The sequence below is a fragment of the Streptococcus oriscaviae genome, from assembly GCF_018137985.1.
GTDB classification, from domain to species: domain Bacteria; phylum Bacillota; class Bacilli; order Lactobacillales; family Streptococcaceae; genus Streptococcus; species Streptococcus oriscaviae.
In genome coordinates this window covers 1,460,755-1,486,340 of sequence record NZ_CP073084.1, presented here as the reverse complement: position 1 = coordinate 1,486,340, position 25,586 = coordinate 1,460,755, and the positions used below count along the sequence as shown (strand labels likewise).

The following is a 25,586-nucleotide window of genomic DNA, read 5'->3' as shown; positions in this document are numbered from 1 at the left end:
TGTCCTTTCTGGTATGAAAAAAAGACTATATGATTGTGCATATAGTCTGTCTTATTCTGTAATCGGGTAGTCACTCAATTTGGGGTCTTTATCAACCGAAAAGCCAAATGTTCCTTTTTCATTGCTGATGATATCCAACTGGAGGAGTTCTCGACTGACACTTCCCTCACGATTGACATTGATCACATACCCCATCTGATACCCTGTTTTTGTAGCTGTGATCGACTCAAGGATGACGGACTGGACTGTGCCCGTTTGGGCTGACCAGTCGCCCCCTGTTCTAAAATTTTCCAAACTACTGGTATTGCCTGAAAAATAATGTGGAATAAAGTACCGACAAAAGACATCTAGCTTGCGACTCATCACTGTCAGCCTTTGTTCTTCTTTCAATCGTTCTGCCAGCTGTGTGATGGCGGTTTCTTGCGATTGAATCCGTGCATAAGCAAATCCTCCTAGACCAACTCCTGCTAAAGCAAGGACCAGCACCATAACAAGCAAGGGATTTCGTGAAGCCTTGACCGTTTGAGCGGGAGTTGCTTGTTCAACTTCTGTGTGTGGTTTTTGGGTAAAGGGGAGTTTTTTTGACAAAAGAGGTTGCTTCGTTGGTTTGTGATTGCCAAAGGTCATGACGACCTCATCGATCAGCTGTCCCTCAGGAAGAGGCAATCTCACCTCTAAGGTCTCTAGGATCTCTCCTTGTTCTGTCTTATGCATAAGCAAACAAGTCGCAGACAGCCCTTCTCTAGCGCATTTCGTCTGTTCTTGTTCCATTCGAGCAATCAAAGCGTCTTTATTCTCAAATTCCCCTGTATAGGAGGCTTGAGGAATACTCAATCGAAACATTAGTGGTCACCTCCTGAAGGATGGTGAGGATGGGGCGATAGAAAGAAGCGCTCCACTTCCGCATCTGTCTTCTCACCGCTATTATGGAGCTGAATCAAGTATTCCGCATAGGCTTCTCGATGAGACTGTTCTTTTTTCTTAATTTTAGCCTGTAGATCCTCTAGCTGAGCGTAGAGTTTTTGTAGTTCAGCTTCTTCTTTTTCTTTTTTCTTCTTGGCATCTTGCCAGGTTTGTTTTTTAACCATTATTCGTCTCCTGTTTCTGTAGTGGTGATGGTTCCATAATCTGGAAGGTTGGGTTCTTCTTCTCCGCTTAATTGGAGAACCGCCGGCTGAATGGCATTGAGCTTTAACTCTCCCTCCTTGTCTCGTATGTAAGACAATTTCAAAATGGTTCGATTACGAACATTTTTTTGCGCTTTTTCATAATTGTCCTTCTTCTCCAACAGAGTGTTGGTATAAGTGACTTGTACAAGGGCAATATTGGTTTTCGTATTGATATAGATATCTGCCTCTTTGAATTCAAAATCCACCACATAGCCCTTATAGGTTTGACTGACTGCTTCCTCCTCTTTGGAGACCTCTTGTTTATAGAGATTTTCTGTCATAAAGGGCTTGTAGCGATTGCGGTTTGTCCCTAAATCTTTCTTGGTATAGTAGGCGCTTAAGAAGTCGTTTACGTCTTGATAAGCTAATTCTTCCTTGGTTTTCGTCTGGGTAGATGTTTCCTCTTGGCTAGGCTTTGGGGCTGTTAGCTGTCCCACTCCATAGCTCAATAGTAGTAACAATACAAGTCCAATCCCTCCTGCGATCATGCGGAGGCGTTTGACTTTTTCTTCATTGATCATTGTCTTTCCTTTCCTAATTGAGGTTTATAAAAATCCCTCTCATAACCACTGCCAATGACAGAACATAATTCTCGTCTTCTGTCCCTCGCTTTTTCTGTTACCTGTGAAACAGGTGGTGGAAATGGCTCTAGTAGAGGTTGTGTGTTCTTTTTTCTCTTGAAAAATACCATTCTATGATGTTCTCCTTTATTACTTTGGTGTCGCAAACGTGTAGTACACACTAGGCTTACACACCCGCCAATGAATTTTATCTTGTACTCCGCCCCAATTACATTCAGACACTAAGAATGTCCCATCTGGGTTAACCGCTTCCACAATGCCTACATGTCCATACTGAGGAGGAGTTCCGTCAAATCCTCCCATGGTCGATACAACTGCACCAACCACTGGTCGTTCTCGCTTCTTCCAGCCCTTTGCGACTAAACTAGTCACCCAATCTTGGCCATTTCCAAGATAGCCATAGCTTCCAGATAGGTCTGTGATAGACCCCAACTCCACAAGACGGTTGTAACTAAACCAAGTACATTGACCGACAGGATAACCGCTACCTGGTGCCGTGCTCTTGACCGTTGCTTCAGATGGGAAATGGCTTATCTTGTTTCTGTAGGCTTCAGGGAAGTTCCACGAAGCGACAAGGCTACTACTGCCTCCAACTGGACTCTTTAAGTACTGCGCTACCTGTTTGGCATTGTTTTGGCGCTCTAGGAGCTTATCTCCTGCGTTGCCTTCCCAATAGACCAAGAAGCGTTCTGTTAAGCTCTCGACACTCTCATTGCTTGTAAGAATCTGACGAGCTAGTTCTCTATAATAGGGGACATCTCCATGAAAGAGAAAATCAATCTGTAATTCAAGGTCATACCACTTCTTGCCTTTTTGTTGGGTATATTGGCGCAAAAGGGTATGACGAATACTCCCGTCTCCTGTATCGGTCCACTGGCCTAGTCCTAACCCTCTCCTTAGGATATTGGGATAAGAACCATTGTATATGGCTGGGCCTCCCATCTCTAACCAAGCTGGGTCATCCCATGATGAAGCACTCGCCCCTACAGGAGGATTGAGGTAATCGCCTTCTGCACGTTTGGCTGTGATGGACGACTCTGTCCAGAAGTTACCCAACATGGCTGACATCCCATTAATCGTTGCTTGGGGTTCGTACTTTTTCACATAGTCAGCTGCTTCTTTGATGCGACCAGCCATATCCCCTGAAAAGTCAATAGTCGATAGGACACTCGTTGTCTGATTGTAATGGACAGACGGCAAGTAGAAACCTGGATTGACAAACACCCACTCTTTGGAGGTCTTGTCTTTGTCGGTTTTGAGTTTTTGATAGCTGATTTCTTGGCCGTTATCTGCGTTTACCTTAGCCAGTTCTTGTCCGGTAGTGACCTGATCTCCCGTTTGGACTCGCAGTTCTGACACGTTGTAGTAGGTAAATTTGGCACGACTGGTTTCAATCGTAAGGGTATTGTCTGAAACAGTGACCTTTCCTGCCATCGATGCGTAGAGCTGTTTGCCTCGCTCCACCTGAATCAGGGTATTGTTATACAGTTCATCTGTCGAAACATATCCAAAACGCTTTGTAATCACAAGAGGCTGGCCTACTCCTTCTTCTCGCTTGGAATAGATGGGATTTTCTAACTCTTGATAGCTCCTGTAGTAGCCAGTTTCTTTGGATATCTCCAGCAATTCCTCAAACTCTGCTAATTTTTTTTCAGAGAGTTTCCATTTAAAATGGCTATCTGGACCATATAGGTCTCTCATAGTTCTTAAATGGTCCTTATCATTATTAAGGTTATACCAAATACTGTATTCCATATCAGACATCGTTTTGGATGGACCTGGGTTGCCTCCTATTATGCTTTGTTGGTATCTTCTTTTCGATACCTCAGAAGGATCTTCCCAGATTTGGGTTTGACGGTAATCTTGATAAACGAAATTGGTATACTGTAAGACCTCATCGATATCTGTCCAATAGTCTACTTCTTCATTTGAACGGGAGCGGTCCAATTTTGAAAAGTGTAGCCAAGAATCATTGAGGTGAAACTCATTTTGTTGCATGGGACTGGGGTTGCCTAGATAGGCTGCCGCAACGACCACCATGATAAACACAAGCAGGTAAGACTTAATGGACAAGGGATTGAGTAGAATCTGTTTAAAGGGGCTACTTAGCCAGTTCAGCACTCGAAAGGTAGTTTTTCCTGTCTTGGCTACCTTGGTGCGAGCCATTCGTTTCCGTAGTTGTTGGATACGACTAGCTACCTTTGTTTCCCATCTCTCTTCTTTCAAGGTACGGGTAAAGCCATTTCCTCTGACAAAGTTATATCCTCTATTTCCTATCCCATAAGACAAGCGGACGGTATACTTTCCTAGTTTGGCCACTCCTTTAGTGGTTTGTTTCCCTTTTTGCAGGCCATATTTTGATTGGCGAATGGACTGGCGCTTACTCGCGATGTCTCCCATCACCTCGTGTTCGGATACACCACTTTCGGTCATCGAACGGCTCGTCTGATAGCCTTTCTTGACCAATTTTCTAGGAACAGACCCTCCGTTTCGCTTGTATTGGGTCTTTAGGACCTTTCGCTTCAGCTTGACTTGTTGCTTGGCTACTTGAATGGCTTCTTTATCCTCTTTATTGACCTTGGCTTTTCGTAGGGCACGTTTGCTTAATTTGTAGTCTCTTTTACTGAGTTTTACAGCCTTTCTTGGCTTATAAGAAGCATAGTGCCTGTTTTTTGCCGCAATCTCTTCCTTCTTCATCTCTAGCTACCCCTTTGGATCGGTATTGGTAATTCGGTAGAGTTCCGTTTCTTTTGGAATCAGATTCTCAAAGGGAACGAGGATCGGTTTGGCATACAGTAAGCCTGAGCCTTTTGATTTGGGGCGCTCGATATACTTGATCAATCCTTCTGGAATATCCAGGACTGTCCGAAGCAATTCAATATCTTTTTTATTGTGTTCCAAAAGCAAGAGGAAGTCCGTATTAGATAAGAGGTTTCTTCCCTCTTCATAGGCAAGAATGGTGCCTAAATTTTGGGTAATCCCTGTAGGCATCCCTCCGTATTTCCGAATACGTGCCCATAGCTCCGCAAAGAAAGCCGCATCCTTCGGGGTACGGAAGGTCAAGTGTAATTCATCCCAATAAAGGCGAATGGTTTTTCCTTGTTCTCGTGCCTGGATAACCTGTTGCCAAATATAATCCTGTAGCACCAACAAGGCAAAGGGTTTTAGTTTATGAGAGAGTCCCTTTAAGTTAAAGACAATCAAGCGAGAAGACATATCCACATTGGTCGGATGGGCAAACAGATTGAGACTGCCTCTGGTGTAGATTTCTGCCTTAGTAGCTAATTCTTCTGCGGCCTCTTCCTCTTGTTCTTCAAGGACGGTCTGCCAGTCCTGTAAGGTAGGGTGCAAAAAGCGCTGATAGGTTTCTATGGTGACACGGTCAATGATACTGATATGATTGTCTGTCACTTCTTTTAAGACCGATTCAAAGAGGTTCATTAGCAGGTTGGCTTTTTCCGCAATGAAATCGATCTCGTTTCCATCTGTGTCTGTTAGGACTTCATCTGTTTCCGGAAGATCCAATAGATTCAAGTGGGTAGAGGATTTGGTAGATAGCTGAATCACTTCTCCGTGAAAGGCTTCTGCGATATCCCCATACTCGCTCTCGGGATCGACCACAATAATCAGATCCTTTGGAAAGCGGAGCAAGGTGGGAATAATCTCCGTTGTTTTGACGGTCATTCCCTTACCTGCACCGGAGGAACCAAGGACAACACCATTTGACGCTTTTAAATCATGTTTCCGGTCTAAGGTAATGGTATTATTAGACAATTGATTCTGGCCGTAATAAATCGCTTTGGGGCTACTGGATTGCACATCTAAGTTTGTGAATGGGATTTGTGTTGCCACGTTAGCGGTTGTAAAGGGACGCATATAGGTTTGTTTGACATCGAGAAAGGCTTCCCCAATAGGTAGGATGGTATTTAGTCCTGCTTCCTGGTAATAGAAGCAATCCTCAAATCGGACTCCCAAGGTGCGACCTGCCGAAGCGACTTTTTCTCGATGAAGTAGTAACTGTTCCTTGGTTTCTGCGACAATCATCACAGCCATGACTCCTTGAAAGGCTTTCTGGTCTTTCTCCGTTGTCTCTTCTTTCCAGCGCTTTGTGGCTTGACTGGTTTCTTGTGCAAGGCCCGAGGTGGTCAATTCTGGATCAATCACCCCCGCCTGCATCCCGTCCATGTGCCCTCGAAAGAGTTCACGTTTAGCTAGTGCCTGTGTTTCTGTCAGCTTCTCTTCAAATTCTCCCTCTTCATACGGTGTCGCATGGACCGTAATGGCTAACTCAATGCCTATATCCAGTAATTTCTTAATGAGGCGGTCCGATAAGAAGGTCGGGTAGTGCTTGATGTACATCACTTTAGCCCAGTGTTGGTCCACTAGTAGATGGTCTTCTTTAAAGTGGATGCGATTAGGCGCAATGAAATCTTTTGCCCGTAGGCCAGACAAGGCGATGTCTTTATAGGTGTAAGGGAAATAAGGATAGCCCTGTAAGAGCCAGTAGAGAATGTTTAGGCGACCTAGACCGTCTACTTCTTCCACAGTCACACCAACCTGGTCAAACTGTTCTTGTATACTGTGAGCCATCTCATGGAGCTGGCTATCTGCCTGGATTTCTTCCCCTGCTTTCGTGGTTAGGGTCACATATTTCTCTATCTGGAAGTTTTTAGCATCCGCAATAAAGCGTTTTGAAATCAAATCGTTGTATTCTTGGCGATAGGTATCTAGTCCATCGCCTATGAGAGGATAGATAATATGATTAAGAGCTGATGACTCCTGACGTTTATTGATAACCAGCAGTTGAAAATGATGGTCTGCATCTAAACTATTTAAGGCTTCTCCATAGCTGTCAATCACAGCTTCTCGTTGGTCATCATTTGCGGAAGTATAGGCCACGTCTCCTAAGCGATAGGTTCGTGACCAACGTTCCTTTGCGATATGCATTAAGCCATTTTCTTTTAAACTCGTAAAGAAGATGGCATTTTGTGTACTAGGTTTGAGGGTTCGTTTCAGCCGATTCTTGCGTGCTTTCTCGGCTTTGGTCAACCTCTGTGATTTCCATATGCGATCTAAAATCATGGCGGGTAAACTCTCCTCCTTTTGTCGGTTGTTCGGTCCTATAGGACCGTTTTTGAATGGTTAGTGAAAAGCGATACCGTTCTTTTAGCTCGATATCCTTTTTCGTACCGTATAAAAAAACGGGAACTAAAATAGCTCCCAGTAGAATATAGCCAATCCACTTTGGAAAGTGGGTAACAGATAATAGGACAGACAGCCCTATCGAGCCGAAGGTCCCAATCGTCATGACCAGCTGTCTCTTTGTACGACCAAAGAGGACAGGTGGCTCATAGTCAGTAAATGTCCGTAGAAATTCGGATCCTAGTTTTTGTGCCATGGCACCTCCTCCAATAGAAAAAACCTCACTCTGTAAAAAAGTGAGGTTTTTCATACTATTCATCTCGTTTAGTATAAGAATCCCAAGTAACTAGCAACGCAAGAAAAATCGCTATCCCTGCAATGGTATATACTCTTGACTCTGTCCAAAGTAGTGTTGTCATATCAAGCTGAGCTCTTCCAGTATTAGCATAATATAAACTACCTATAATTGCATATATTAATGCTATTCCTAATCCAATTGATATAGCTGTCTTCAACCATGTAAAAAGAAAAAAAGGTGTGAGAAGCAACACAAACAAAGATCGCCACAGAAATATAGATACTAATCTAAGGAAAGAGAATAGTCTTGTCCAGAAGCCACCCCTGATTTTCTCCTGACTGTTCTCTGAGAACAATTCTTCCACAAGTCGATGGGCCTGTTCTTTATCTTTCGCATAGAGCGTAAATTCCTTGTAGTCTTCCATGTGTTCATTTTCCATAGTCGATTCTCCTAATCTTTCTCCTGCTTCTAGTATACCATAATTTCCCTTGTTTTACATAGCCGAAAGCAATTGTTTGGCCTTTCGTTGACTGCCCCATAATAGAACTATAAAGATGATTCCTTTACCGATAGAAGAAATCGCTGTCCCCCAAGTTTCAAAATCCCCCTGCATATTGACTTTCATTAAATCTTCCGTAACGAGGACTGGATAGAAACGAACAATCAATAAGAGAAGTAACCCTTGAAAGGCAGCTGCTCCAAAGTATTTTAAGATATTGATGGCTATTGAGCGTGTCGCATCCGACATGAAAAAGGCTATCAATAGTGATCCGACAGCCTTCAAGAGATACATTTCAAGCGCTCGCATATAGACAATCAACTTTGTGCTCAATTTAGCTATCCCCTCGGTAGCACCTCCAACTAGCCAGAAGATATTCTTGAAAAACCAACCTTCAGTTTGGTCATATTGACCTTGCCAGCTTACTTTTTCAGCTGGTATAACACCGTCAATCGTGCGGATGACCATATTTACTATCTCAAGAATCATATCAAAGATAGAGCCAGATAACATCACTAATAAATAGGCTAGGATATATTTAAAGGCGACATCCATCCAGAGTTCACGAGTAATACCTCCGCCCTCTTGTTTCATGTACTTATACCAGGAGTCCATCTCAATCAAAAAGAAGATAGCGATAATAACCACGGCAACAGGTTTGACTCCTTTATCTACTTGATTGACGGTATCGTTTAAGATAGGGCTATATTGTGAGAGATTTTTTGTTAGTTCTGCAACATCCACATAACCCCCTCCTTATCCAAAGTTAAAGCCTGTCATCGCAGCCACAATCGCCGCTGCAATAGAAGCTGCACCAACAGCCATCATGCCTCCGTAAATCATTCCGTCTTTTCCTCTCGTTTCTCGCTGAGTATCCCGTTCAGCTTTTCCAACAGAATATTCTTCCCAGCCCGACCAGACCGCAAATAAGCCACGGACCGTTCCCGCAACCCCTAGGGCTGTAATAACAGTTGTAACAGTATCCATGTGTGTACCTCTTTTTCTTAAAAATAAAAAGGCAGTTTTTGACATGCCTAGGTCAGATAGTAATTATTAGTCTTCCTTACGCTTACGGAGTCCAAGAAGGCTTGTAAACAAGGTTACTACACCTGCAATTGACAAGCTATAAGAAGCCGCATCACCTGTATTAGGCAATTGTGCTTTAGCCGGTGCTTGTGGTTTTGGAGCTTCCGGTTGTGGTGGCTCAGGTGTGTTCGTCACAACCTTGTTTGAGATAACAGGGTTACCATTGACATAGAGTGTGTACTCATTGACAACTTCTCCTGAGGCAACTCGTTTCACTGTGATATAGCCATCCGCACCGAATGCCTGGTCACGTGGAATTTGTGCCAAGAACGCTTCCTTGAAACGAGTCTCAAATTTGCCTGTTTGGGCATTGTAGACTGTTTCTGTATATGATGATAAGTCATCACCTTTCTTGATCACTGTTCCATCTGGTAGTGTAAAGTCAACCTTAGCTTCAATCACAAATGATTGGTAGTCATCGTAGCTGTGTTGGAGAAGGTCCACAAAGCGATACTCTTTAATATCGTAGCCACGTCCAGCAGGAATCACCCAACCTTCTAGCTTGTAAGTCACAAGGTCACCAATTTGGATAGTACCATTATTAATAGACTTACCGTCCTTATCCAGCACATCCTTATGGACGACGAGTTGTGGTACTTCGTTTGTGACGATGTTTCCGTAGTAGCCATTTCCAAAATCTACTTGGAATGTTTGGTTGGTAATGGTACCGACAAAGTCTTGTTTCATCTTGAATGACAAGTTGCGGGTAATATCTAAGCCTTGTTGGACGTAGGCCTTGTAAAAGGCTTCAGGGTTTTTAGCCACCCAGAGATAGAACTCACCTACTGGGCTAATACCCGAGTCTTTAATCAGCGCTTGGAGTTTTTTATCTAGGCTGTCTTTCGAAAGAACGTGAATCATATCAAACAGTTCACGGACATCATCTCCGTTGGCAGCTGTGATAGAGTTGACTACTAAGGAAGTACCGTCAATCGCTTCATCTAGGTAGTCATCTACGTACAAGAAGCCTTTTCCAATCGCATGTTTAGAAGCTACAATCCCTTTGTATTGATCAAAGTCTTGTTCTGCCACATAGTTTAGGACGGTGTTTGGTAGGACAGATTGACCGTTGATAGAGTTTCCTTTGTCATCGACCACATCTTTCTTTGGCTGGATGAGGTTATCGTCTGGAGTTGGATTTTCTCCATTTGGTGTTTCTGGAGTACGTGGCGTTTCTGGGTCGTTTCCTGGTGTGTAGATAACAGGAATGTTTGAGACCACCTTGTATTCGCCTTTAGGAGTAGCAATCAAGGTTGTAAAGGTATTTTTATACGTACCGCCATCATTGATTGGACGACCAACGAAATAAGCTAGTGGAATCGTCACATCTTGGTCACGTTTCGCATTAAGGTAGTCAAGCGTTGCTTGTGTAGCTAGTACAGTTGCCTTGCCGTTTTCATCATAGCTGATGGTCCAAGCTGTGTTTTTCGCTTCTGTCGCTTCACGGTCAATCTCAAATCCTGCTGGGAGTGGATCAAGCATGGTATAGCTAGTGACTACTTCACGACCTGCGACTAGTGGACTGTTTGTCAATACCCAAGTTTGAATCGAGCCCTTTGGAACTAGTTTACCATTTACATTGACACCATCTTCATTCACTACAGCTTTAATATTGGCTGGAGTTTGTTTGACGATAACTGGATGAACAGACACTGAATAAGTTTTCTTCTCAGGAATTTCTTTGGTGTTTGGTGTTCCTGGTTCTGGCTTTGGAATATCAACTGTTTTTGGTTGTGGAGGAGTTGGTTCTTCAGGAATCGTTATAATGAATGTCGGTACTTTCATATTGATTGAATAGCCAAAGTCACCTACTGCAACTGCGTTGGCATTTCCACCAGCAGAGTTATGTGTTTCAATGATAATGTCTCCTGCCTTGTAAGCTGTAAAAACTGCAACACCATCCGGAGTAGAGCTTGTCCCAGCTAACGCACGACTGTCACGAGCTTTTCCGTAAGTGTAACCTAAATCTTCACCTGATTTGACCGTACCTTGATCAAGTGCTGTCAATCCACCACCAATCGAAAGAATTAGGGCGTGTGGTAAACGAGTTGTCTGCCCACCATCTGTATCAACTGCGACATAACTCCAAAAGTAAGCATCATCTGAACCCTTGACACGATAATAGCGACGCAGACCATCTGCAGGGCGGTTTGTCAACCAATCAAAACCATCAATGGCATTGATAGCTCCGTCTTCATTCCATAAGACAACCCATTCTTTACCAAATGACGTTTCTTCACCATATTTTTCAAACTTGACTTCTAAATCACGACGACTACCATCTGCAAGAAGAATACCATTTGGAATGGTTACCCATTCATTAGGACGAACAGACCACACCTGGCTAGCATTGCCTTTTTCATAGGTGCTGATGCCATCATTTTCTTCTGTATGCTTATCTCCTGCATACAAGCTAGGAGCTCCAGTAGGAGCAACATTTCCCCATTCAACACGAGAAATGATATGAGCATTATCTAAGATTTTGTTGGTATCTTTGACAAGGACGTTATAGCCACCGTTCGGGTCTGCAATATCCGCCCAGCTAGAGACGTTCCCTTGTCCCATAGCTACCAACCTGTTTCCCAAATCCATTGGAGAGAAGTTGCCCCATTTCTCAGATGGGAATTCACCAACTGGAAAACTATGGCCTTGAATACCAGCAGAAGGATTGCCTACATCTTGGTTTTCGATTTGAGCAGTGATGGCATCATACTCTGCCTGAGCCTGTGCATTATGAGCTTCTCTAGCTGCTTTATCTCGATCATAGACTGCCTTGGCCTTATCATATTCTGCTTTGGCTTTAAGATAGTCTGGGTTATTGTAATCAATGACTGTTTTTTGTTTTTCCCACTCCGCAAGAGCTTCTTGGTATTCCCGCTCTACTCGCTCAACTTCTGCCTTGTTATATTCTTCTGCTTCTTTAATGGCAGATGTATTCGCTTCTTGCTTGACTGTAGCTTCTTGGACCGCTTCTACTTGTTTGGCAAGATCTCCTTGAGCCTGGTCTAGGTTGTCGTAGACGATAGGTTTACTGTCTTCAGTAACGGTAACCCCTGCTTCTTTAGCATCAGTCACAACCTTGTCTAGCTCAGTAGACGTTACAGGACTTGTCAATTCACCTGTTTTCTGACCTGTTTCTGCCTGAGTCGCTAGACTTTCAGCTGATGGAGCTTCTTGTACTGTTTCAAGGTTGGTGGCAGGATTAGGGTTGACGACCTCAACTGCTGGAGTCGTTTCTGTCACAATTTCATCTGCGAGAGCCACATTTGAAAATACTGTAACACCCATGAGCGTCACACCACAAGCTAGGCCTTTTGCCCATTTTTTCTTACGGAAGAATCCGTGACCTTTGACATCTTTTTGATACATACTCGTATCTCCTTTACTTTATTTGATTTTTCTTAGTTTAACGACATTTCGGTCAGTATTGTTTTTATGGATTAGATTGATTTTTTACGATAGTAGCCTATTGCACCTAGTAGGAATGTTCCAATTAGAGCGAGGAGAGATTGTGCTTCTCCTGTATTTGGCAGGGTCTTCATCTGACCATCCGCTGTTTTGACACTAATAGTCTTATCCTTGTTTACGACTGCGCCGATGGACTCCGCAGAAACGGTCGCTGTTGACCCATCCGCATAGCGAATGACTGGCTGGCTATTGTCCGTACTGATGATGGTATAGCCAGTATCTGTCACAATAGGTGTATCTGGAGTGACTGTTTCTACTGGTTGTTTGGTTTCTGTCGAGATAGTTCCAATTTGACTCTCACCCTTATTAGCCGCTTCTTCTGCGGTTTTAGGTGGGGTAGGAGTGTCAGGTTGTGGAATATCCTGCTTTGGTTCTTCCTTTGGGGTGTCTGGTGTCGTAGACGGTTCAGTTGGTTGGGTAGGAGTTTCCTCCTTTGGTTGATCCGTAGACGGAAGCGTTGGGTCTACTGGTACAGTTGGTTCTTCAGGAGTTGTTGGTTCTTCCGTTGGAGTTGTAGGTTCGACTGGTTGACTTGGCTCAACTGGAGTCAGAACGTCTGTACTCGGTTCTGTAGGTGTAGATGGTTGTGTGATGTCAATCGGGGAGGATGAGTCAATCGGAGTTGTTTCATCTGCGAAAGCTACAGCACTATTTGACAAGACAAGTGCTGATAGTGTAAGCATAGAAAGTATGTTCTTTTTGTTTAACATAGTGTTACCTCAATATTTGTTTTTATGTTTTGATTAGTTAGGACGGTGATACCCTTTTCCAGTCAAACGTAGGATAGACTGGTTCTTATAGCGTTCTCTTCTTGCAATCAATATATGATCACGCTTGATGGTTCTAATTTGTCGATAGAGCTTCTGAAATGGAATCACTTCCTCTACCATTTTTAGCTCTCCATCCACAATCGCTCTTCTTGGAGTTGTACCATAATTTGGACGAAGGGTGACAACCTCACCTGTCAATAGATACGCTGTTACATTCCCTTGACCTCCTAACTTTCGTAAATCAGAGAGTGTCATCTCTCTATCTGGTCTTATTTCATTCATGACAATTCTCCTTTTTTTGGATTGAATGAAAGGCTGCATTTACAGCCATGCCGAAAGCTCCCGTAGAGCTTTGCCGTGTTTCATGCGCACGTTTTGAGTCTAAGAAAACGCAAACTCTTACTAAAGCAGGACACGTCAACTAGCTTTAGTCGTGTTGTGGCTGGACTAGATATCCTTTTCTAGTTCGTTACTCGCCCCCATTTTTCTTTTATCCATAGCCACGCTGTATCAGGGCAAGCCTTGTATTTGATTGTCAATGTGCTGTAGTTTTATGACGTTTCGGTCAAGTCGTTATTTTTGCACGGTATCTGCTGGAATTTGTATGCCCAGCAGATCAGATACGGGGACTTGGAAGAAGGTTGCGATTCTCTCTATGTTTTCTACATTGGTTCGACTAGCTCCCCTTTCCCAATTTGAAATTGTTTCACGTAGTACTCCTATCTTGTCTGCCAGTTCCTGTTGACTTAATCCAGCTTGTTTTCGTAGGGTTTTAATGCGTTGTGCAGTATGTGTCACAAGTAGCTCACCCCTCTTTCTTTTTCCGTGAGAAGAAGACGAGACTAGCTAGAGCTAGACCGAGTACGGTCAAGGAAGAAGTTTTCGTTCCTGTAGCTGGTAGACTAGCTTGTGTGGTCTTTGTTGGTTGAGAGATTGGTTCGGATGTTTGTGTCGGTACTTTCGGAGCTTCGGATACATAGCCTGTGATACGACCTGTTTCATCCACAACTGGAACTGGTTGACCCCCTTCACGGATAATAGTCTCATACTGTTTAGCTAAGTCTACTTGACGCTGTGCTTCAAGGACGGCTTGGTAAGCAGATAGGACAGTTTGGTAGTGATTGGATGCTTTCACTTCTTCTTGTTTCAATTCAGCTAGTGTTTCAAGCGCTTCTGTCAAGAGGGCTTCTTTTGCCTTTAGGCTATTTGTAGCTTGTAAAAGATGAGCTTTAGCGTTTTCTAGTCGAGCAGGAGCTTCTTCTAGCTTGACGAGATAGGCTTGCGCTTCCTTCAGTGTTGTTTGAGCAGTAGAGAGTTGGGTTTGAGCAGCCACTACGTTTACTTGGGCAGCTTCTAGTTCTGCTAGTACTTGATTCAGTTTATCTTGTTCAATAGACAGTTGTTCTTTAGCTTTATCTAGAGTAGCTTGTTTTTGAGTCAAAGTTTGTTTGACTTTAGCTAGATTCGCTTGTTTCACCTTGACATCAGCCTGTAGGTTAGCTAGGTTTGCCTGTGCTTCTTTGTGTTCCACTTCAGCCTTTTGAACAGCTTCTTGGGCCAGTACAAGGTTAGTTTCAGCTTTTGGTGTCAAGATTGGCACTGTATTGGCAGTTGCCAGTCTTGATTGAGCAGTAGCTACTTGTGCTTGTGCAGCTGTCTGTTCGTTAAGAGCCTTTGTTTTAGCTTCCTGAGCTTGGTTATTTGCGGTAGTCGCTTGGGTAAGACTTGCTTGAGCTTGGTGATAATTGGCCAAGATTTGATCACTTGTGTGAGGATTGGCAATAGCTGTTTTATCAAAGCGAGTTTGGTCCATAACTTCTGAATCAGCGACAATCAGAAAATGTACTGCAGTCATTCCCTTAGTGGTCGACAGATCCACTCCAAGATACATATCTTGTCCAGATACACCAGCAATCGATAGAGCGTGGAGATACTCCATATCGCTAAATAGAAATGAGAGGAGAGCTTGATAGATCGAGCGCTTAGCATTCGCTTTGGTCATCGTTTTTTGTTGGATGCTTTCTGCATAGAGGTTCTCATAAATTTGGCTTCCTCTCTCCACTCGTTCATCTGAGATAGTAGTTAGACCCATTGTTCTAGCTGCGTCATTTATAGCTTTTGCATCATGACCTTTTTTCCCAATTTGTTCTAAGTTCCAATTATCTGCCACATAGCTAGTTGCCACTCTATTCGCAAATTCTACAGCTCCCAGAGTCACAACTGTTTCTTGTGTACCAAGGGCTCTACGAACCTGATTCAGCAAATCAGAAGCAAATAGAGATAGTTCAATCCGTTCTGCTTCTGTGAGGTTGTTGGTGTCCAGTACGACTGTCTCATCATTTGGATTGACTTTAAAACTGTTTTGTTTTCGTAACGTAGGTGCAAGGGCAATAAGTTGAGTAAATGAGGCATTGTCGTACTCTTTGCCATACTCTTTCAGAGCAGCGATGTACTCAGAACTGAGTGTGATAGTATTGATACTATTTTTCTCGTTTTCTGCTTCTTGAAAGGCAGTTTGAGCTGTAACAAGTTGCTTAGCTGTTTCCTCTGCCTGGGCTGTAGCCTCGTTGGCTAGCTGTGTTTTGACATCAAGTGTTTGATTTGCCTGAGTAAGAGCTTGGTTAGCTTCTTCGATAGCTGTTTGACGGTTTTCATCTGCCAGTTTAGCAGTAGTCAATTCTGTTTGAGCTGTAGTTAGAGCTTGTTTGGCTTCTGTTAGTTGTTTTTCAGCTTGTTCAGCTTTAGCGACAATTTCTGCCTGACCTGTACCATCTAGGATAGCTTGGGCTGTATCGACATCTTTTTGTGCTTCTGTGACAGCTTGTGTCTTCTCATTGACATCTGCCTGAGCAGTTGATACAACAGCTTCTTGGTCTGTGACAGCCTGCTGGGTACTCTCTTCTGCTTGTTTTTTGTCTTCTAGGTTTTGACTAGTTTCCGTAACAGTAGCTTCAGCTTGGTTGATTGTTTCTTTTGCCTTAGAGATATTTTCAGGTGTAGCTTGTTCAACAAGTTCTGCGGCTTCGACAAGCTCAGTCTGGGCTTGATTGACAGTCTCTTTAGCTTCGTCAACATCTGTTTGAGCTTGGTTCACCACTTCTTCTTGTGCTGTTACAGTTTGGTTAGCTTTATCTAGTTCAGCTTTAGCGGTTGTCATGTCTGCTTCTGTGACAGTAACTTGTTCGCTTGCGCTTGTTTCCGCAACTGGTTTTGGTTCAATTGTTTGTGGTACTTCTTCTGCATGGACCACTTCACGGCCTGTAGATAATACTGCGGTTGCGAGGGCTCCTAATACGGTTAATTGTTTCATGTTCTTTGTCTCCTTTAGTTTGGTTGTCGGCTGGAATGATAATCTTCCATCTCTTTCTCTAACTGTGCTAGTGCTTTTTTCTTCTCCTCGGGCGGTAAATCAAATATCGCTTTTGGGATGGTGATGTGTTCACCTTCTGTATTTAATATCATCTGGCTTCTCCTTAATTTGGTTATTTTATTTTCGTTGTACTTTCATTCGTTGCAGGGTCTAGCTGATTGACTATAGCCAACTCAAATGTTTGTTTCTCAGTAGCTGGAAGCTCAGAGATAGTCTTGTATGGGCTTTGGTTGGTTTCCCAGGGACTGCTAAATAGAGCCAGGTTTCTTTCTCTCCTCTTAATGAATGTAGCGTAGGTTTGAGAGAATTCGCTCAGGTCAAACCGTTCCTCATAGTCTCTTATTCGGTCAGATGGTAGGGAGAGATGGTGCGCAACAATGACTAATCGTTGGTTGGCATAGGGCTGAGGAATTAAGGTTCTTAATACTGTAAAACTCTGTGATTGACTCCTGTAAGAAAATGAGAGCTTCACATCATATTGAGTGTAAGACATAGTGAAATCATCTATCACATCGGTAGTGGTCACTGCATACTTCTCGAAGTAAGTTGATCGTTCGACACGAAGCTGATGTAAAGCCTGATCTAAGTTATCGTATAGATGTCTAAGGTGTTTAGAACTGAATGAGATACCGATGAGAAGCGAGAAGATTATCAAGATCCCCATCTTAGGTAAGTCCGAAGAACGGGAGATGCGAGTGAGTAAAAATAGGCTGATTCCAAATGCGAGACAGAAGGTTAAAAAAATCTTTTTTGTCGGGTGAACACAGTTTTCAAATTGTTTTCGTAGGTCTTCTTTTCTCATGCTTGACCTCCCTCATAAAAGCGTTGAGCATTTAAGTGAGCTACTCTCCTGACTTCTGCTTGTCTCTCTGTTTTGAGGTTTTCAAGCATAGCTAGTAGATAAGCCAAGGGCTTATCGCAATCATGAGGAATATGGTCAATCATATTCAAGACCTCTGTGCTTGTCGCAAAGCCTTCTGTGAGATACTGACCTATTCTCATTTTTTGATTATGGGTTAAGGTATAACCGTGAGGATAGATATACCGATCATTGTACTTATCCGCAATCACCTGTAGTAGCGAATAATATTCGGGTGCTACGTATTTCTCCTTATTTTTATTTGGTGGAGGTGTAGCAGCTCCAGCTCTCCTAGAACTATTATCTAGTAACTCAGTATTACTTAAATCTATCTTACTTCCGTCCGTATTATGGACGCCCTGATGTCCAGATTTTGGACGTCCATTTTCTGGACTCCCATTTTTCGTTGATTTTTCTGGATTTGTTGGGCGTCCATTTTTTGGACTCCCATCTTCATCTTCTGGAGCTTTAGGGAGTTCAAAGAGGACTTCTCCTTTCAGATTGACCGTTTTTACATGGGTATAAACGACCTTTCCTTTATCTCTTCCTGAGGGAATAAAATCTGCCTGATAATGCTCATACTCCTGGAGATTGGCATCGACATTCTGGAGATAGAGGCGGTTGGGACGATTAGCTCCTTGACTGACTTCTCGTAGTAGACCAATTTCTTGTAACTCCTTCTTGATTTTATGGACAGTCATTTTTCCTTTGTCCAATACCTCCATCAGTTCCTCTACTGTATAAACCATAAAGACTGAACCATTCTCATCGACATAATCTTTAACTCCCTGATGATATGAACGAATGCTCAATAAACACCGATTATAGAAAGCTCCATAAGCCAGCTTGGCATCATTGGATAGCTTTCTAGCATAAGGGCTGGTCAGCTTGATTTTCTTCTTTACTCTTCCATCAGAACCATACTCTTTTTCAATACTCGGTAAAAAGATTTGAGGAATTTGGTAAAAGGTTTGAGTGCTGATTTGATCAATTGTAATATCTGCCATTTGGGTCTCCTATCTTGTTTTCAATAAAGCTGTCTGTCCAGATGGTGTAAAGAATATAAGACCTGAGATCTCCCATTCTTGCATAATAGCGACTGCTTTAGAGAGCGAAACTCTTTGGCTATTCATAATATCAGTGATAACGCATTTTCTTGCGAGTAATTCTTTTTGTGTCATGTACATCTCCTAAAATAATGTAATATGTGACTTATATTCGTCTTGCTATCGCCTCAATCACATTTACCGTGACCGAGTTGCCAGCCTGCTTGTACAGCTGGCTATTACTATTTACTGCCTGGGCCTTATCAAAAGCCCAGTCTGGAAATCCCTGCAACCTCCAACACTCCCGAGGTGTCAGCTTGCGGATTCTGAAACCATCCGACAGATGATTATTCTCCTGCCAACTATTCCTAGTCAATGTCGGTGCCAAATCATGTTCACCACCAGCGTTGAAACCGTGGCCACGCTGAATGATTTTAGGCTCCAAGCCTCCACCCTGCATGGTTCGGATTGTTGGGCAAATTCCATTCGGATCATATACGCAACCGCTCTGATTAAAATTAGGCTGCAGAACACCAACTATTTTGATACCCTCGCCTTTATTCGTAGTAATAGTTGGAGAGAGCCCTTCTGTAGAATAAACCTCCCCATTCATACCATGGCCAGATGGATTGACATTTCCTACTCTTTTGGTGTTGACAGAGCTAGCTTCCGACTCATTTCCTCCGAAAGGAAAAATCGCTCGTCCACCTGCTCCTCTAAGATGTCCGATAATGAACACCCGCTCACGGTTCTGGGGGACTCCAAAATTCTTGCTGTTGAACACCTGCCATTCCGCATCATACCCCAGTTCCTCCAACGTGCAGAGGATGGTCTCGAATGTATTTCCGTCGTCGTGGCTGAGGAGTCCTGTGACGTTCTCAAGGAATAGATACTTAGGTCTGAGAATAGAGGCGAACCGAGCAATCTCAAAGAACAAAGTCCCTCTAGTATCCTCAAATCCTCGCCGCTTTCCAGCAATGCTGAAAGCCTGGCACGGAAATCCTCCACAGATAGCATCCACACGTCCGATTCCTCGAACAATGTCATCTGTGACTGCTGTAATGTCATGAAATTCAAACTCTCCTTCCGTATCGTGAATTGCTTTATAGCTCTTTCTGGCAAATGGATCAATCTCACAGAAACCGACACATTCATGGCCCGCACCTTCCATACCAAGACGGAAACCACCGATACCAGCAAATAGGTCTAGGAATTTCATCTATACCTCCTAAAATAACTTTATCTGTGATTTGTATTCATCAAGTCTGGCCAGAGCTGACTGATAAATCTGTCCGTCTTTCTCACAGCCGACATATTCCAGCCCATACTCTTCAAATGCAATTAAGCTACTAGCTGACCCAACATGAGTATCTAAAATTTTGTCACCCTCTTTGGCATATTTTTGAATAAGCCAAAGATACAAATTCACAGGTTTCTGCGTAGGGTGTATCCTTTTCTCATTCAATCGCTTGTTTCCTTGTTGGATATGACCTTCTGCAATGGATTTTCCTTGCATCATCCCATTCCACATATAGCGAAACAATCGCACGCTATCATGCAAACTGCAGTAAGCAATCTCGCAGTCTGAAAAACTTGATTCCCCATTGATTTTGTCCCAGACAATACGACCTGGACCAAAATCATACTGGTAATAATTTACACCCCAGATAATCTGATTCTTTGAAACTCTGATCAGTTCATCAAAGTAATCCTTGCCAGGTACATCCCATTCGCTCGTCTGTCCATACAAACGTTGGACGCCAATTGGGCTGATTTTCCGTCCATAGAACTTCCGCTTTTCGGGTCCGCTGAAGTACGGTGGGTCCGCAATCGCAAGGTCAAAGTAATTATCAGGGTACTCACGCATGACATCCATGCAATCTGCGTGAATAAATTTATTCATGCTATCCCTCCAATCCCTGTAAATAGGTCTAGGAATTTCATCTAACCTCCTCAAAACAATTCTATCTATCCAATTCTCCTGCTTCAATTTCATTTCAATAAGCCAAAATAGATAAATATACGGTAAAAAAATATTAGGGCATTCATCAGAAAGAGGAATAAGTTCAACAAGTAAGGTTCTCTTCGGTAATAGTTGATAATAAACATCGGATAAAAGGTTAACGCAAAGATAATGTTGACTAGACTTAATATACTCATATACTCTAACTCCTTTATATATGGTTCATCAACTTCGGATAAAACTCCAAGGTTAGCCACAAGGCTTCTTCATAAGTTAGTTGACTAACATGTCCCCAAGTATGATTCCTACAGCGTTGGTAATAGGGATAGCTCCCGTGTTTATTTTTAGGACTTAGTTCATGGATAATACCTTCTCTCTCATTCCTCCAAAGCAAGCTAGAAGGTTGGGAGGAATAACCTTTTCCTAGCCAAACACGTCCTAAATCATCGTGTGGAGATATTTTTATTTCTTCAGTGTGTGTAATAGCATTTTCCACGACTTCAATATCTTCTAAATCATCTTGACTATGATCAATAACTTCAAAAATTTCTAATGTATCTAAATTCATTATGATTTCAATTTGATTTGACATCCGATAAAGCATCCTTTCAACATTTTGAGCAAGCAAAAAAGAGAGCAAATTCATGCTCTCTTAGGCTAATGAGGTATTTTATTGTCGTTTTCCCAAAACTCTAGACACTTACCCAGCTGTTTTTTATGTACTCCCAGACCTGATTGCAAGTTCCCATTTCCTAGTCATTTTCGGTGAAATCCAAGCTGCCGAACAACGGAAAAAACGCAGTCCAAGACTGCGCTTCGCTCATGGAAAAGTCCGATTAGGCCAGCGGATAGATATAGCTCACCATTCCTTCGCCTGTCGTTGTGGGATTGAACCACCCACGCACGTTGGCTGGATAAGTCGTTCCCGCATAGTTGGATTCAACGATTTGGATAGCCCCGTCTTCACGGACTTCTGTCACATAACCAACATGACCGTAGCCTCCATCCGTCCAGACAATGACGGCGCCAACCTTGGGTACGGTTCCAACTTCAAAACCTGCTACAGCCGCGCTGACTGCCCAATCACCAGCATTCCCCCAGTAGTTCATCACCCATGGAGCCGCTTCTTTGGCTCCCCAAGTGCATTGGCCCCAAGGATAGGTATTGGCCGTATATTCCACTGCAACTTCAGAAATTTGGTTGTTGGACAAGTCCACAACTTCCTCCACTACTGCACTTGCCCATTCCAAAGCCACCGCATCTGAAATCCCTGCGGAAGCGGTATTCGCAGAAACCTCTTGACCAGCAAAGGCTAGCAAGCCCAAAAGAGTTGCACTGCCGAGAGTAAGTGTTCGTTTTAATATCATTGTGTTTTCCTCTTTTTCTTAATATAGGTTCATCTTAGCCCACTAGGCTTTCAGACACCTTAAAGAAAACTTAGAAAAAACTTAAACCAACTGAAAAACTGACTCCTTAAAAAAACATCTCTAACAGGGGCCAAAAATTTTTATAAAAAACACCGAAAATTTGTAAGAAAAAGGCCTATCCTCCGATAGAGGTAGACCTTGGTTGCTTTTTATCTTTGCCCATCAGCAGATGGAGCAGAATCTGAATATTTTGAACATCATGGAGCAGTATTGAAATGGACGCCAACCGAAAGCAAGCCACTGGCAAGATTTCTATCAAATTGACCAACTGTGGCTATTTGTTGATAGAAGGCGCCCACTTCAGGTGATAGGGTTCTTTCCTGAGCAAGGTTGCGTACAGCGAGCTGCCGAAGTTCTTCAGCCAAGCCTGCCATATGATTGGCTTCCTTTTGAGGTTCGAGCAGCAGCTTGTCCTTATACTCGACCAATATTTCTCGTTCCTCTGAAGTCAATGTTGGAACTAAAATCAGATTGATGATGTCATCTATCAGCTTTTCAGTTTTTTCATATCCTTTTTACCTCGATTCTTGGAGAGAGTTGGAAACAATCAAATAATTTGGTTATTTGACAACAATATTAACCAATTTAGTTGACTTCGATAGTCTACGGATAGACTGTTGAAGGTGGGAGATAAACAAACAAACGAGGCGATTGTTACTTAGTAACGATATTGACGAGTTTGTTTGGCTCCAACAGTCCAGTGAACTGTTGGAGGTTGGAAATGAGCAAATAAATTGGTTATTTGACAACAATATTAACCAATTTATTTGGTACACTAATCACCTTGACGATTTCTTTACCGGCTACTTCTGCCTGGATTTTTTCATTTGCGAGGGCGATGCTTTCCAGTTCTTCACGGCTGGCATCCTTTGGCACCATGAGTTTGGCTTTGACCTTGCCCTTGATTTGGACAACGATTTCCACTTCGTTCTCTACCAGCTTGCTCTCGTCATAACTTGGCCAAGCCACATGAGAGATGGACTCTTGATTACCTGTTACCAGCTGCCAGAGTTCCTCCCCCAAGTGTGGGGCAAATGGTGCCAGCAACTGGATGAAGCCCTTGGCATACTCGACATAGAGCTGGTCTTCCTTGTTGGCTGCGTTGACAAAAATCATGAGCTGGGCGATAGCGGTATTGAACTTGAGCCCTTCGATGTGCTCGCTCACTGTTTTCACGGTTTCATGGTAGACCTTGTCCAGGTGCCCATTATTTTCTGCCACCAGCTCCTTCTTGGTCAAGAGGCGGTAAACCCGGTCTAGGAATTTACGCGAACCTTCCAGACCTTCCTCAGACCAGGCGATAGAGGCATCCAGCGGCCCCATAAACATTTCATAAACCCGCAGGGTGTCCGCCCCGTACTGGTCAATGACATCATCTGGGTTGACCACGTTTTTCAGGGATTTAGACATCTTGGCTGGCGCTTGTTCCAGTTCTTCCCCCGTTTCGATATGGAAGAAGGAACCGTCCCGTTTTTCCACCTTATCGGTCGCAACCAGAGCCCCACGGCCATCGCGGTAGCTGGTTCCCAAAATCATCCCTTGGTTAAAGAGTTTTTGGAAGGGTTCCTTGGTTGGAACGACACCGATGTCATAGAGGAATTTGTGCCAGAAGCGGGCGTAGAGGAGGTGAAGAACGGCATGTTCGGCACCGCCGACATAGATGTCAACTGGCAGCCATTGTTTGAGCAGGTCTTCGTCAGCCAATTTCTCGTCATTGTGGGGGTCGATGTAGCGCAGGTAGTACCAGCTTGACCCTGCCCATTGTGGCATGGTGTTGGTTTCCCGGCGACCCTTGACCCCATCTTCGCGTACCACTTCCAACCAGTCTGTCAGATTGGCCAGCGGTGATTCACCCGTGCCGGAAGGCTTGATGTCAGCGGTTTTTGGCAAGACAAGAGGCAGGTCTTTTTCTGGTACAGCTGTGGATGTTCCATCTTCCCAATGGATGATTGGAATGGGCTCTCCCCAGTACCGCTGGCGGCTGAAGAGCCAGTCGCGGAGGCGGTAGGAAATTTTCTCCTCACCCAAGCCTTTTTCTTCTAGCCAGCTCACCATCTTGGCAATGGCTTCTTCCTTGTTGAGGCCATCTAGGAAGCCGGAGTTGATATGGGGACCGTCTTCTGTGAAGGCTGCTTCTGCTACATTGCCACCCTCCAGAACAGGAAGAATCTCCAGGTCAAACTGTTTGGCAAATTCCCAGTCCCGCTCGTCGTGAGCCGGAACGGCCATGATGGCACCTGTTCCGTAGCTGGCTAGGACATAGTCGGCAATCCAGATTGGAATTTCTTTGCCATTGACAGGGTTGATGGCATAGGCACCTGTCCAGACTCCCGTTTTTTCCTTGGCCAGGTCGGTGCGGGCCAGGTCTGATTTGAGAGAGGCTTGGCGCTTGTAGTCTGCTACAGCTTCTGCCTGCTCAGGCGAAGTAATGCTGTCAACCAAGTTGTGCTCAGGGGCAAGGACGGCGTAGGTCGCCCCAAAAAGGGTATCCGGACGGGTGGTAAAGACCGTGAAGTCCTTGTCTGTATTCTTGATTTTAAACGTAACATTGGCACCGGTTGACTTGCCAATCCAGTTGCGCTGCATATCCTTGATTGACTCTGGCCAATCAACCTCTTCCAGGTCATTGAGCAGGCGCTCGGCATAGGCTGTGATTTTCAGCATCCATTGGCGCATGGGCTTGCGGACAACGGGATAGCCACCACGCTCTGAGGTTCCGTCAGGAAGAACCTCTTCATTGGCAATGGCTGTTCCCAGTTCCTCCACCCAGTTGACAGGCACTTCTGCCTCGTAGGCTAGGCCTTTTTCATAGAGCTTGGTGAAAATCCACTGGGTCCACTTGTAGTAGTTGGGGTCTGTTGTATTGATTTCACGGTCCCAGTCGTAAGAAAAGCCAAGGGCGTTAATCTGACGCTTGAAAGTGGCGATATTTTGGGCTGTAAAGTCTGCTGGGTCATTACCTGTATCCATGGCGTACTGCTCCGCTGGCAGACCAAAGGCATCCCAACCCATGGGGTGAAGGACATTGTATCCTTTCGCACGCTTGTAACGGCTGAGGATGTCGGTCGCAGTGTAGCCCTCTGGATGGCCTACGTGCAGACCCGCACCAGATGGATAAGGGAACATATCTAGGGCATAGAACTTAGGTTTGGTGGCGTCTGTTCCTGTTTTAAAAGTATGATTGTCCGCCCAATATTGTTGCCATTTGGGCTCGATTTCCTTGTGATTGTAGAAGCTCATGTCTTTTTCTCCAAAAATAGTTTATCGCCCTATTATACCATGTTTTGGAATCTAGGGAAACCTAGGAGATAGAAATCCAACAATTCTGCCGACCCAAACCAAAAACCTAGCTCATTCCAAGCTAGGTCTTTGATTAAATATCTGTTGCATTCGGTGTCAAATTTGGTGTTTCTTTTGGTTTGCGGAGCAAGAAAAAGACCGTCAGACCAAAGTAGATTGCAAACAAGACAACGGATAAAATGTAACTGCCCAGTACCGTACCAGTCATAATAGAGCGTATTGTTTCATTGGCAAACTGGCTAAATAGACCACGCGTTACAATGAACGTGTAGGTCGCCATCAGCAAGGTACCAAACAAATAGCCCATATAAACATAGGATGCCAGTTCATTTTTCTTTTGAAGCAGGAAGACAGCTGCGCCGACCACCAGCAGCAATAACACTATACCAAAGATTTTTTGCACAATCCCTGTCTGGAAAGCCAACAAGGGTTCATAGATGGCAAGAAGTTCTGCTTCGGTTGCCACACCTGCAACTGCTTGCTGCTGCGCCAGTTGCTGAGCAGCATTAGGCGAAGAAGAAAACGCCCCGATGACACGCCATACGCTTGCAATCCCAGACAAGACAACAAAGATGTATAAATGAATTGGTTTTTTCATCCGGAATACC

General features: G+C 43.8%; 25 protein-coding genes. All 25 read right to left on the bottom strand.

Annotation, left to right across the window (positions count from 1 at the left end; genetic code table 11):
* Window positions 1-51 precede the first annotated feature (51 nt).
* Window positions 52-843 carry a hypothetical protein gene (locus INT76_RS07660; RefSeq protein ID WP_212569871.1) on the bottom strand — a complete coding sequence of 264 codons (792 nt, stop codon included), beginning with the start codon at window positions 841-843 and terminating at the stop codon, window positions 52-54.
* On the bottom strand, window positions 843-1,088 hold the full coding sequence (locus INT76_RS07655; RefSeq protein WP_212569870.1) for a hypothetical protein: 246 nt from the start codon (window positions 1,086-1,088) through the stop codon (window positions 843-845). Before INT76_RS07655 ends, INT76_RS07660 begins: the two co-directional genes overlap by 1 nt.
* Window positions 1,088-1,690: a hypothetical protein gene (locus INT76_RS07650; RefSeq protein ID WP_212569869.1), complete on the bottom strand. Its 603-nt coding sequence runs from the start codon at window positions 1,688-1,690 to the stop codon at window positions 1,088-1,090. The genes INT76_RS07655 and INT76_RS07650 overlap by 1 nt, the downstream gene beginning before the upstream one ends.
* Before the next feature lie 189 nt (window positions 1,691-1,879).
* Window positions 1,880-4,447, bottom strand: coding sequence for a phage tail tip lysozyme (locus tag INT76_RS07645; RefSeq protein ID WP_212569868.1), 2,568 nt, complete (start codon window positions 4,445-4,447; stop codon window positions 1,880-1,882).
* A gap of 6 nt (window positions 4,448-4,453) precedes the next feature.
* Complete coding sequence (locus INT76_RS07640; RefSeq protein ID WP_212569867.1) at window positions 4,454-6,832, bottom strand: VirB4-like conjugal transfer ATPase, CD1110 family; 2,379 nt, start codon at window positions 6,830-6,832, stop codon at window positions 4,454-4,456.
* Window positions 6,744-7,148: a PrgI family protein gene (locus tag INT76_RS07635; protein WP_212569866.1), complete on the bottom strand. Its 405-nt coding sequence runs from the start codon at window positions 7,146-7,148 to the stop codon at window positions 6,744-6,746. Before INT76_RS07635 ends, INT76_RS07640 begins: the two co-directional genes overlap by 89 nt.
* A gap of 55 nt (window positions 7,149-7,203) precedes the next feature.
* The gene (locus tag INT76_RS07630; RefSeq protein WP_212569865.1) at window positions 7,204-7,629 is read right to left on the bottom strand and encodes a hypothetical protein; all 426 of its coding nucleotides are present in this window, start codon (window positions 7,627-7,629) and stop codon (window positions 7,204-7,206) included.
* A 54-nt stretch (window positions 7,630-7,683) separates the two neighbouring features.
* Entirely contained in the window at window positions 7,684-8,433 is a 750-nt protein-coding gene (locus tag INT76_RS07625; protein WP_212569864.1) for a hypothetical protein, read from the bottom strand.
* A 12-nt stretch (window positions 8,434-8,445) separates the two neighbouring features.
* The gene (locus INT76_RS07620; RefSeq protein WP_024401924.1) at window positions 8,446-8,676 is read right to left on the bottom strand and encodes a hypothetical protein; all 231 of its coding nucleotides are present in this window, start codon (window positions 8,674-8,676) and stop codon (window positions 8,446-8,448) included.
* A gap of 66 nt (window positions 8,677-8,742) precedes the next feature.
* On the bottom strand, window positions 8,743-12,144 hold the full coding sequence (locus INT76_RS11065) for an SspB-related isopeptide-forming adhesin (RefSeq protein ID WP_249116140.1): 3,402 nt from the start codon (window positions 12,142-12,144) through the stop codon (window positions 8,743-8,745).
* A 71-nt stretch (window positions 12,145-12,215) separates the two neighbouring features.
* The gene (locus tag INT76_RS07610; RefSeq protein ID WP_249116134.1) at window positions 12,216-12,926 is read right to left on the bottom strand and encodes an LPXTG cell wall anchor domain-containing protein; all 711 of its coding nucleotides are present in this window, start codon (window positions 12,924-12,926) and stop codon (window positions 12,216-12,218) included.
* Window positions 12,927-12,986: 60 nt separating this feature from the next.
* Window positions 12,987-13,295 (bottom strand): hypothetical protein, encoded by a 309-nt coding sequence (locus INT76_RS07605; protein WP_212569624.1) that lies wholly within the window; start codon window positions 13,293-13,295, stop codon window positions 12,987-12,989.
* A 291-nt stretch (window positions 13,296-13,586) separates the two neighbouring features.
* Entirely contained in the window at window positions 13,587-13,811 is a 225-nt protein-coding gene (locus INT76_RS07600) for a helix-turn-helix domain-containing protein (RefSeq protein ID WP_212569625.1), read from the bottom strand.
* Between the two features lie 7 nt (window positions 13,812-13,818).
* Window positions 13,819-16,323, bottom strand: coding sequence for an SEC10/PgrA surface exclusion domain-containing protein (locus INT76_RS07595; RefSeq protein WP_212569626.1), 2,505 nt, complete (start codon window positions 16,321-16,323; stop codon window positions 13,819-13,821).
* A 14-nt stretch (window positions 16,324-16,337) separates the two neighbouring features.
* Window positions 16,338-16,475 (bottom strand): hypothetical protein, encoded by a 138-nt coding sequence (locus INT76_RS07590; RefSeq protein WP_212569627.1) that lies wholly within the window; start codon window positions 16,473-16,475, stop codon window positions 16,338-16,340.
* A 20-nt stretch (window positions 16,476-16,495) separates the two neighbouring features.
* Entirely contained in the window at window positions 16,496-17,185 is a 690-nt protein-coding gene (locus INT76_RS07585; protein ID WP_212569863.1) for a hypothetical protein, read from the bottom strand.
* Window positions 17,182-18,249 carry a replication initiator protein A gene (locus tag INT76_RS07580; RefSeq protein ID WP_212569862.1) on the bottom strand — a complete coding sequence of 356 codons (1,068 nt, stop codon included), beginning with the start codon at window positions 18,247-18,249 and terminating at the stop codon, window positions 17,182-17,184. Before INT76_RS07580 ends, INT76_RS07585 begins: the two co-directional genes overlap by 4 nt.
* A gap of 9 nt (window positions 18,250-18,258) precedes the next feature.
* Entirely contained in the window at window positions 18,259-18,423 is a 165-nt protein-coding gene (locus tag INT76_RS07575) for a hypothetical protein (RefSeq protein WP_212569861.1), read from the bottom strand.
* 31 nt (window positions 18,424-18,454) lie between these two features.
* Window positions 18,455-19,507, bottom strand: a complete 1,053-nt coding sequence (locus INT76_RS07570) for a DNA cytosine methyltransferase (RefSeq protein ID WP_212569860.1) — start codon at window positions 19,505-19,507, stop codon at window positions 18,455-18,457.
* 9 nt (window positions 19,508-19,516) lie between these two features.
* Window positions 19,517-20,191: a DNA methyltransferase gene (locus INT76_RS07565; RefSeq protein WP_212569859.1), complete on the bottom strand. Its 675-nt coding sequence runs from the start codon at window positions 20,189-20,191 to the stop codon at window positions 19,517-19,519.
* Window positions 20,192-20,462: 271 nt separating this feature from the next.
* Window positions 20,463-20,843 carry a hypothetical protein gene (locus INT76_RS07560; RefSeq protein ID WP_212569858.1) on the bottom strand — a complete coding sequence of 127 codons (381 nt, stop codon included), beginning with the start codon at window positions 20,841-20,843 and terminating at the stop codon, window positions 20,463-20,465.
* A 244-nt stretch (window positions 20,844-21,087) separates the two neighbouring features.
* The gene (locus INT76_RS07555) at window positions 21,088-21,618 is read right to left on the bottom strand and encodes a CHAP domain-containing protein (protein WP_212569857.1); all 531 of its coding nucleotides are present in this window, start codon (window positions 21,616-21,618) and stop codon (window positions 21,088-21,090) included.
* Between the two features lie 257 nt (window positions 21,619-21,875).
* Window positions 21,876-22,169 (bottom strand): bacteriocin immunity family protein, encoded by a 294-nt coding sequence (locus INT76_RS07550; protein ID WP_212573045.1) that lies wholly within the window; start codon window positions 22,167-22,169, stop codon window positions 21,876-21,878.
* A gap of 247 nt (window positions 22,170-22,416) precedes the next feature.
* Window positions 22,417-24,918 carry a leucine--tRNA ligase gene (gene leuS / locus INT76_RS07545; RefSeq protein WP_212569856.1) on the bottom strand — a complete coding sequence of 834 codons (2,502 nt, stop codon included), beginning with the start codon at window positions 24,916-24,918 and terminating at the stop codon, window positions 22,417-22,419.
* Between the two features lie 133 nt (window positions 24,919-25,051).
* Window positions 25,052-25,576 carry an ABC transporter permease gene (locus INT76_RS07540; RefSeq protein WP_212569855.1) on the bottom strand — a complete coding sequence of 175 codons (525 nt, stop codon included), beginning with the start codon at window positions 25,574-25,576 and terminating at the stop codon, window positions 25,052-25,054.
* Between the last annotated feature and the right edge of the window lie 10 nt (window positions 25,577-25,586).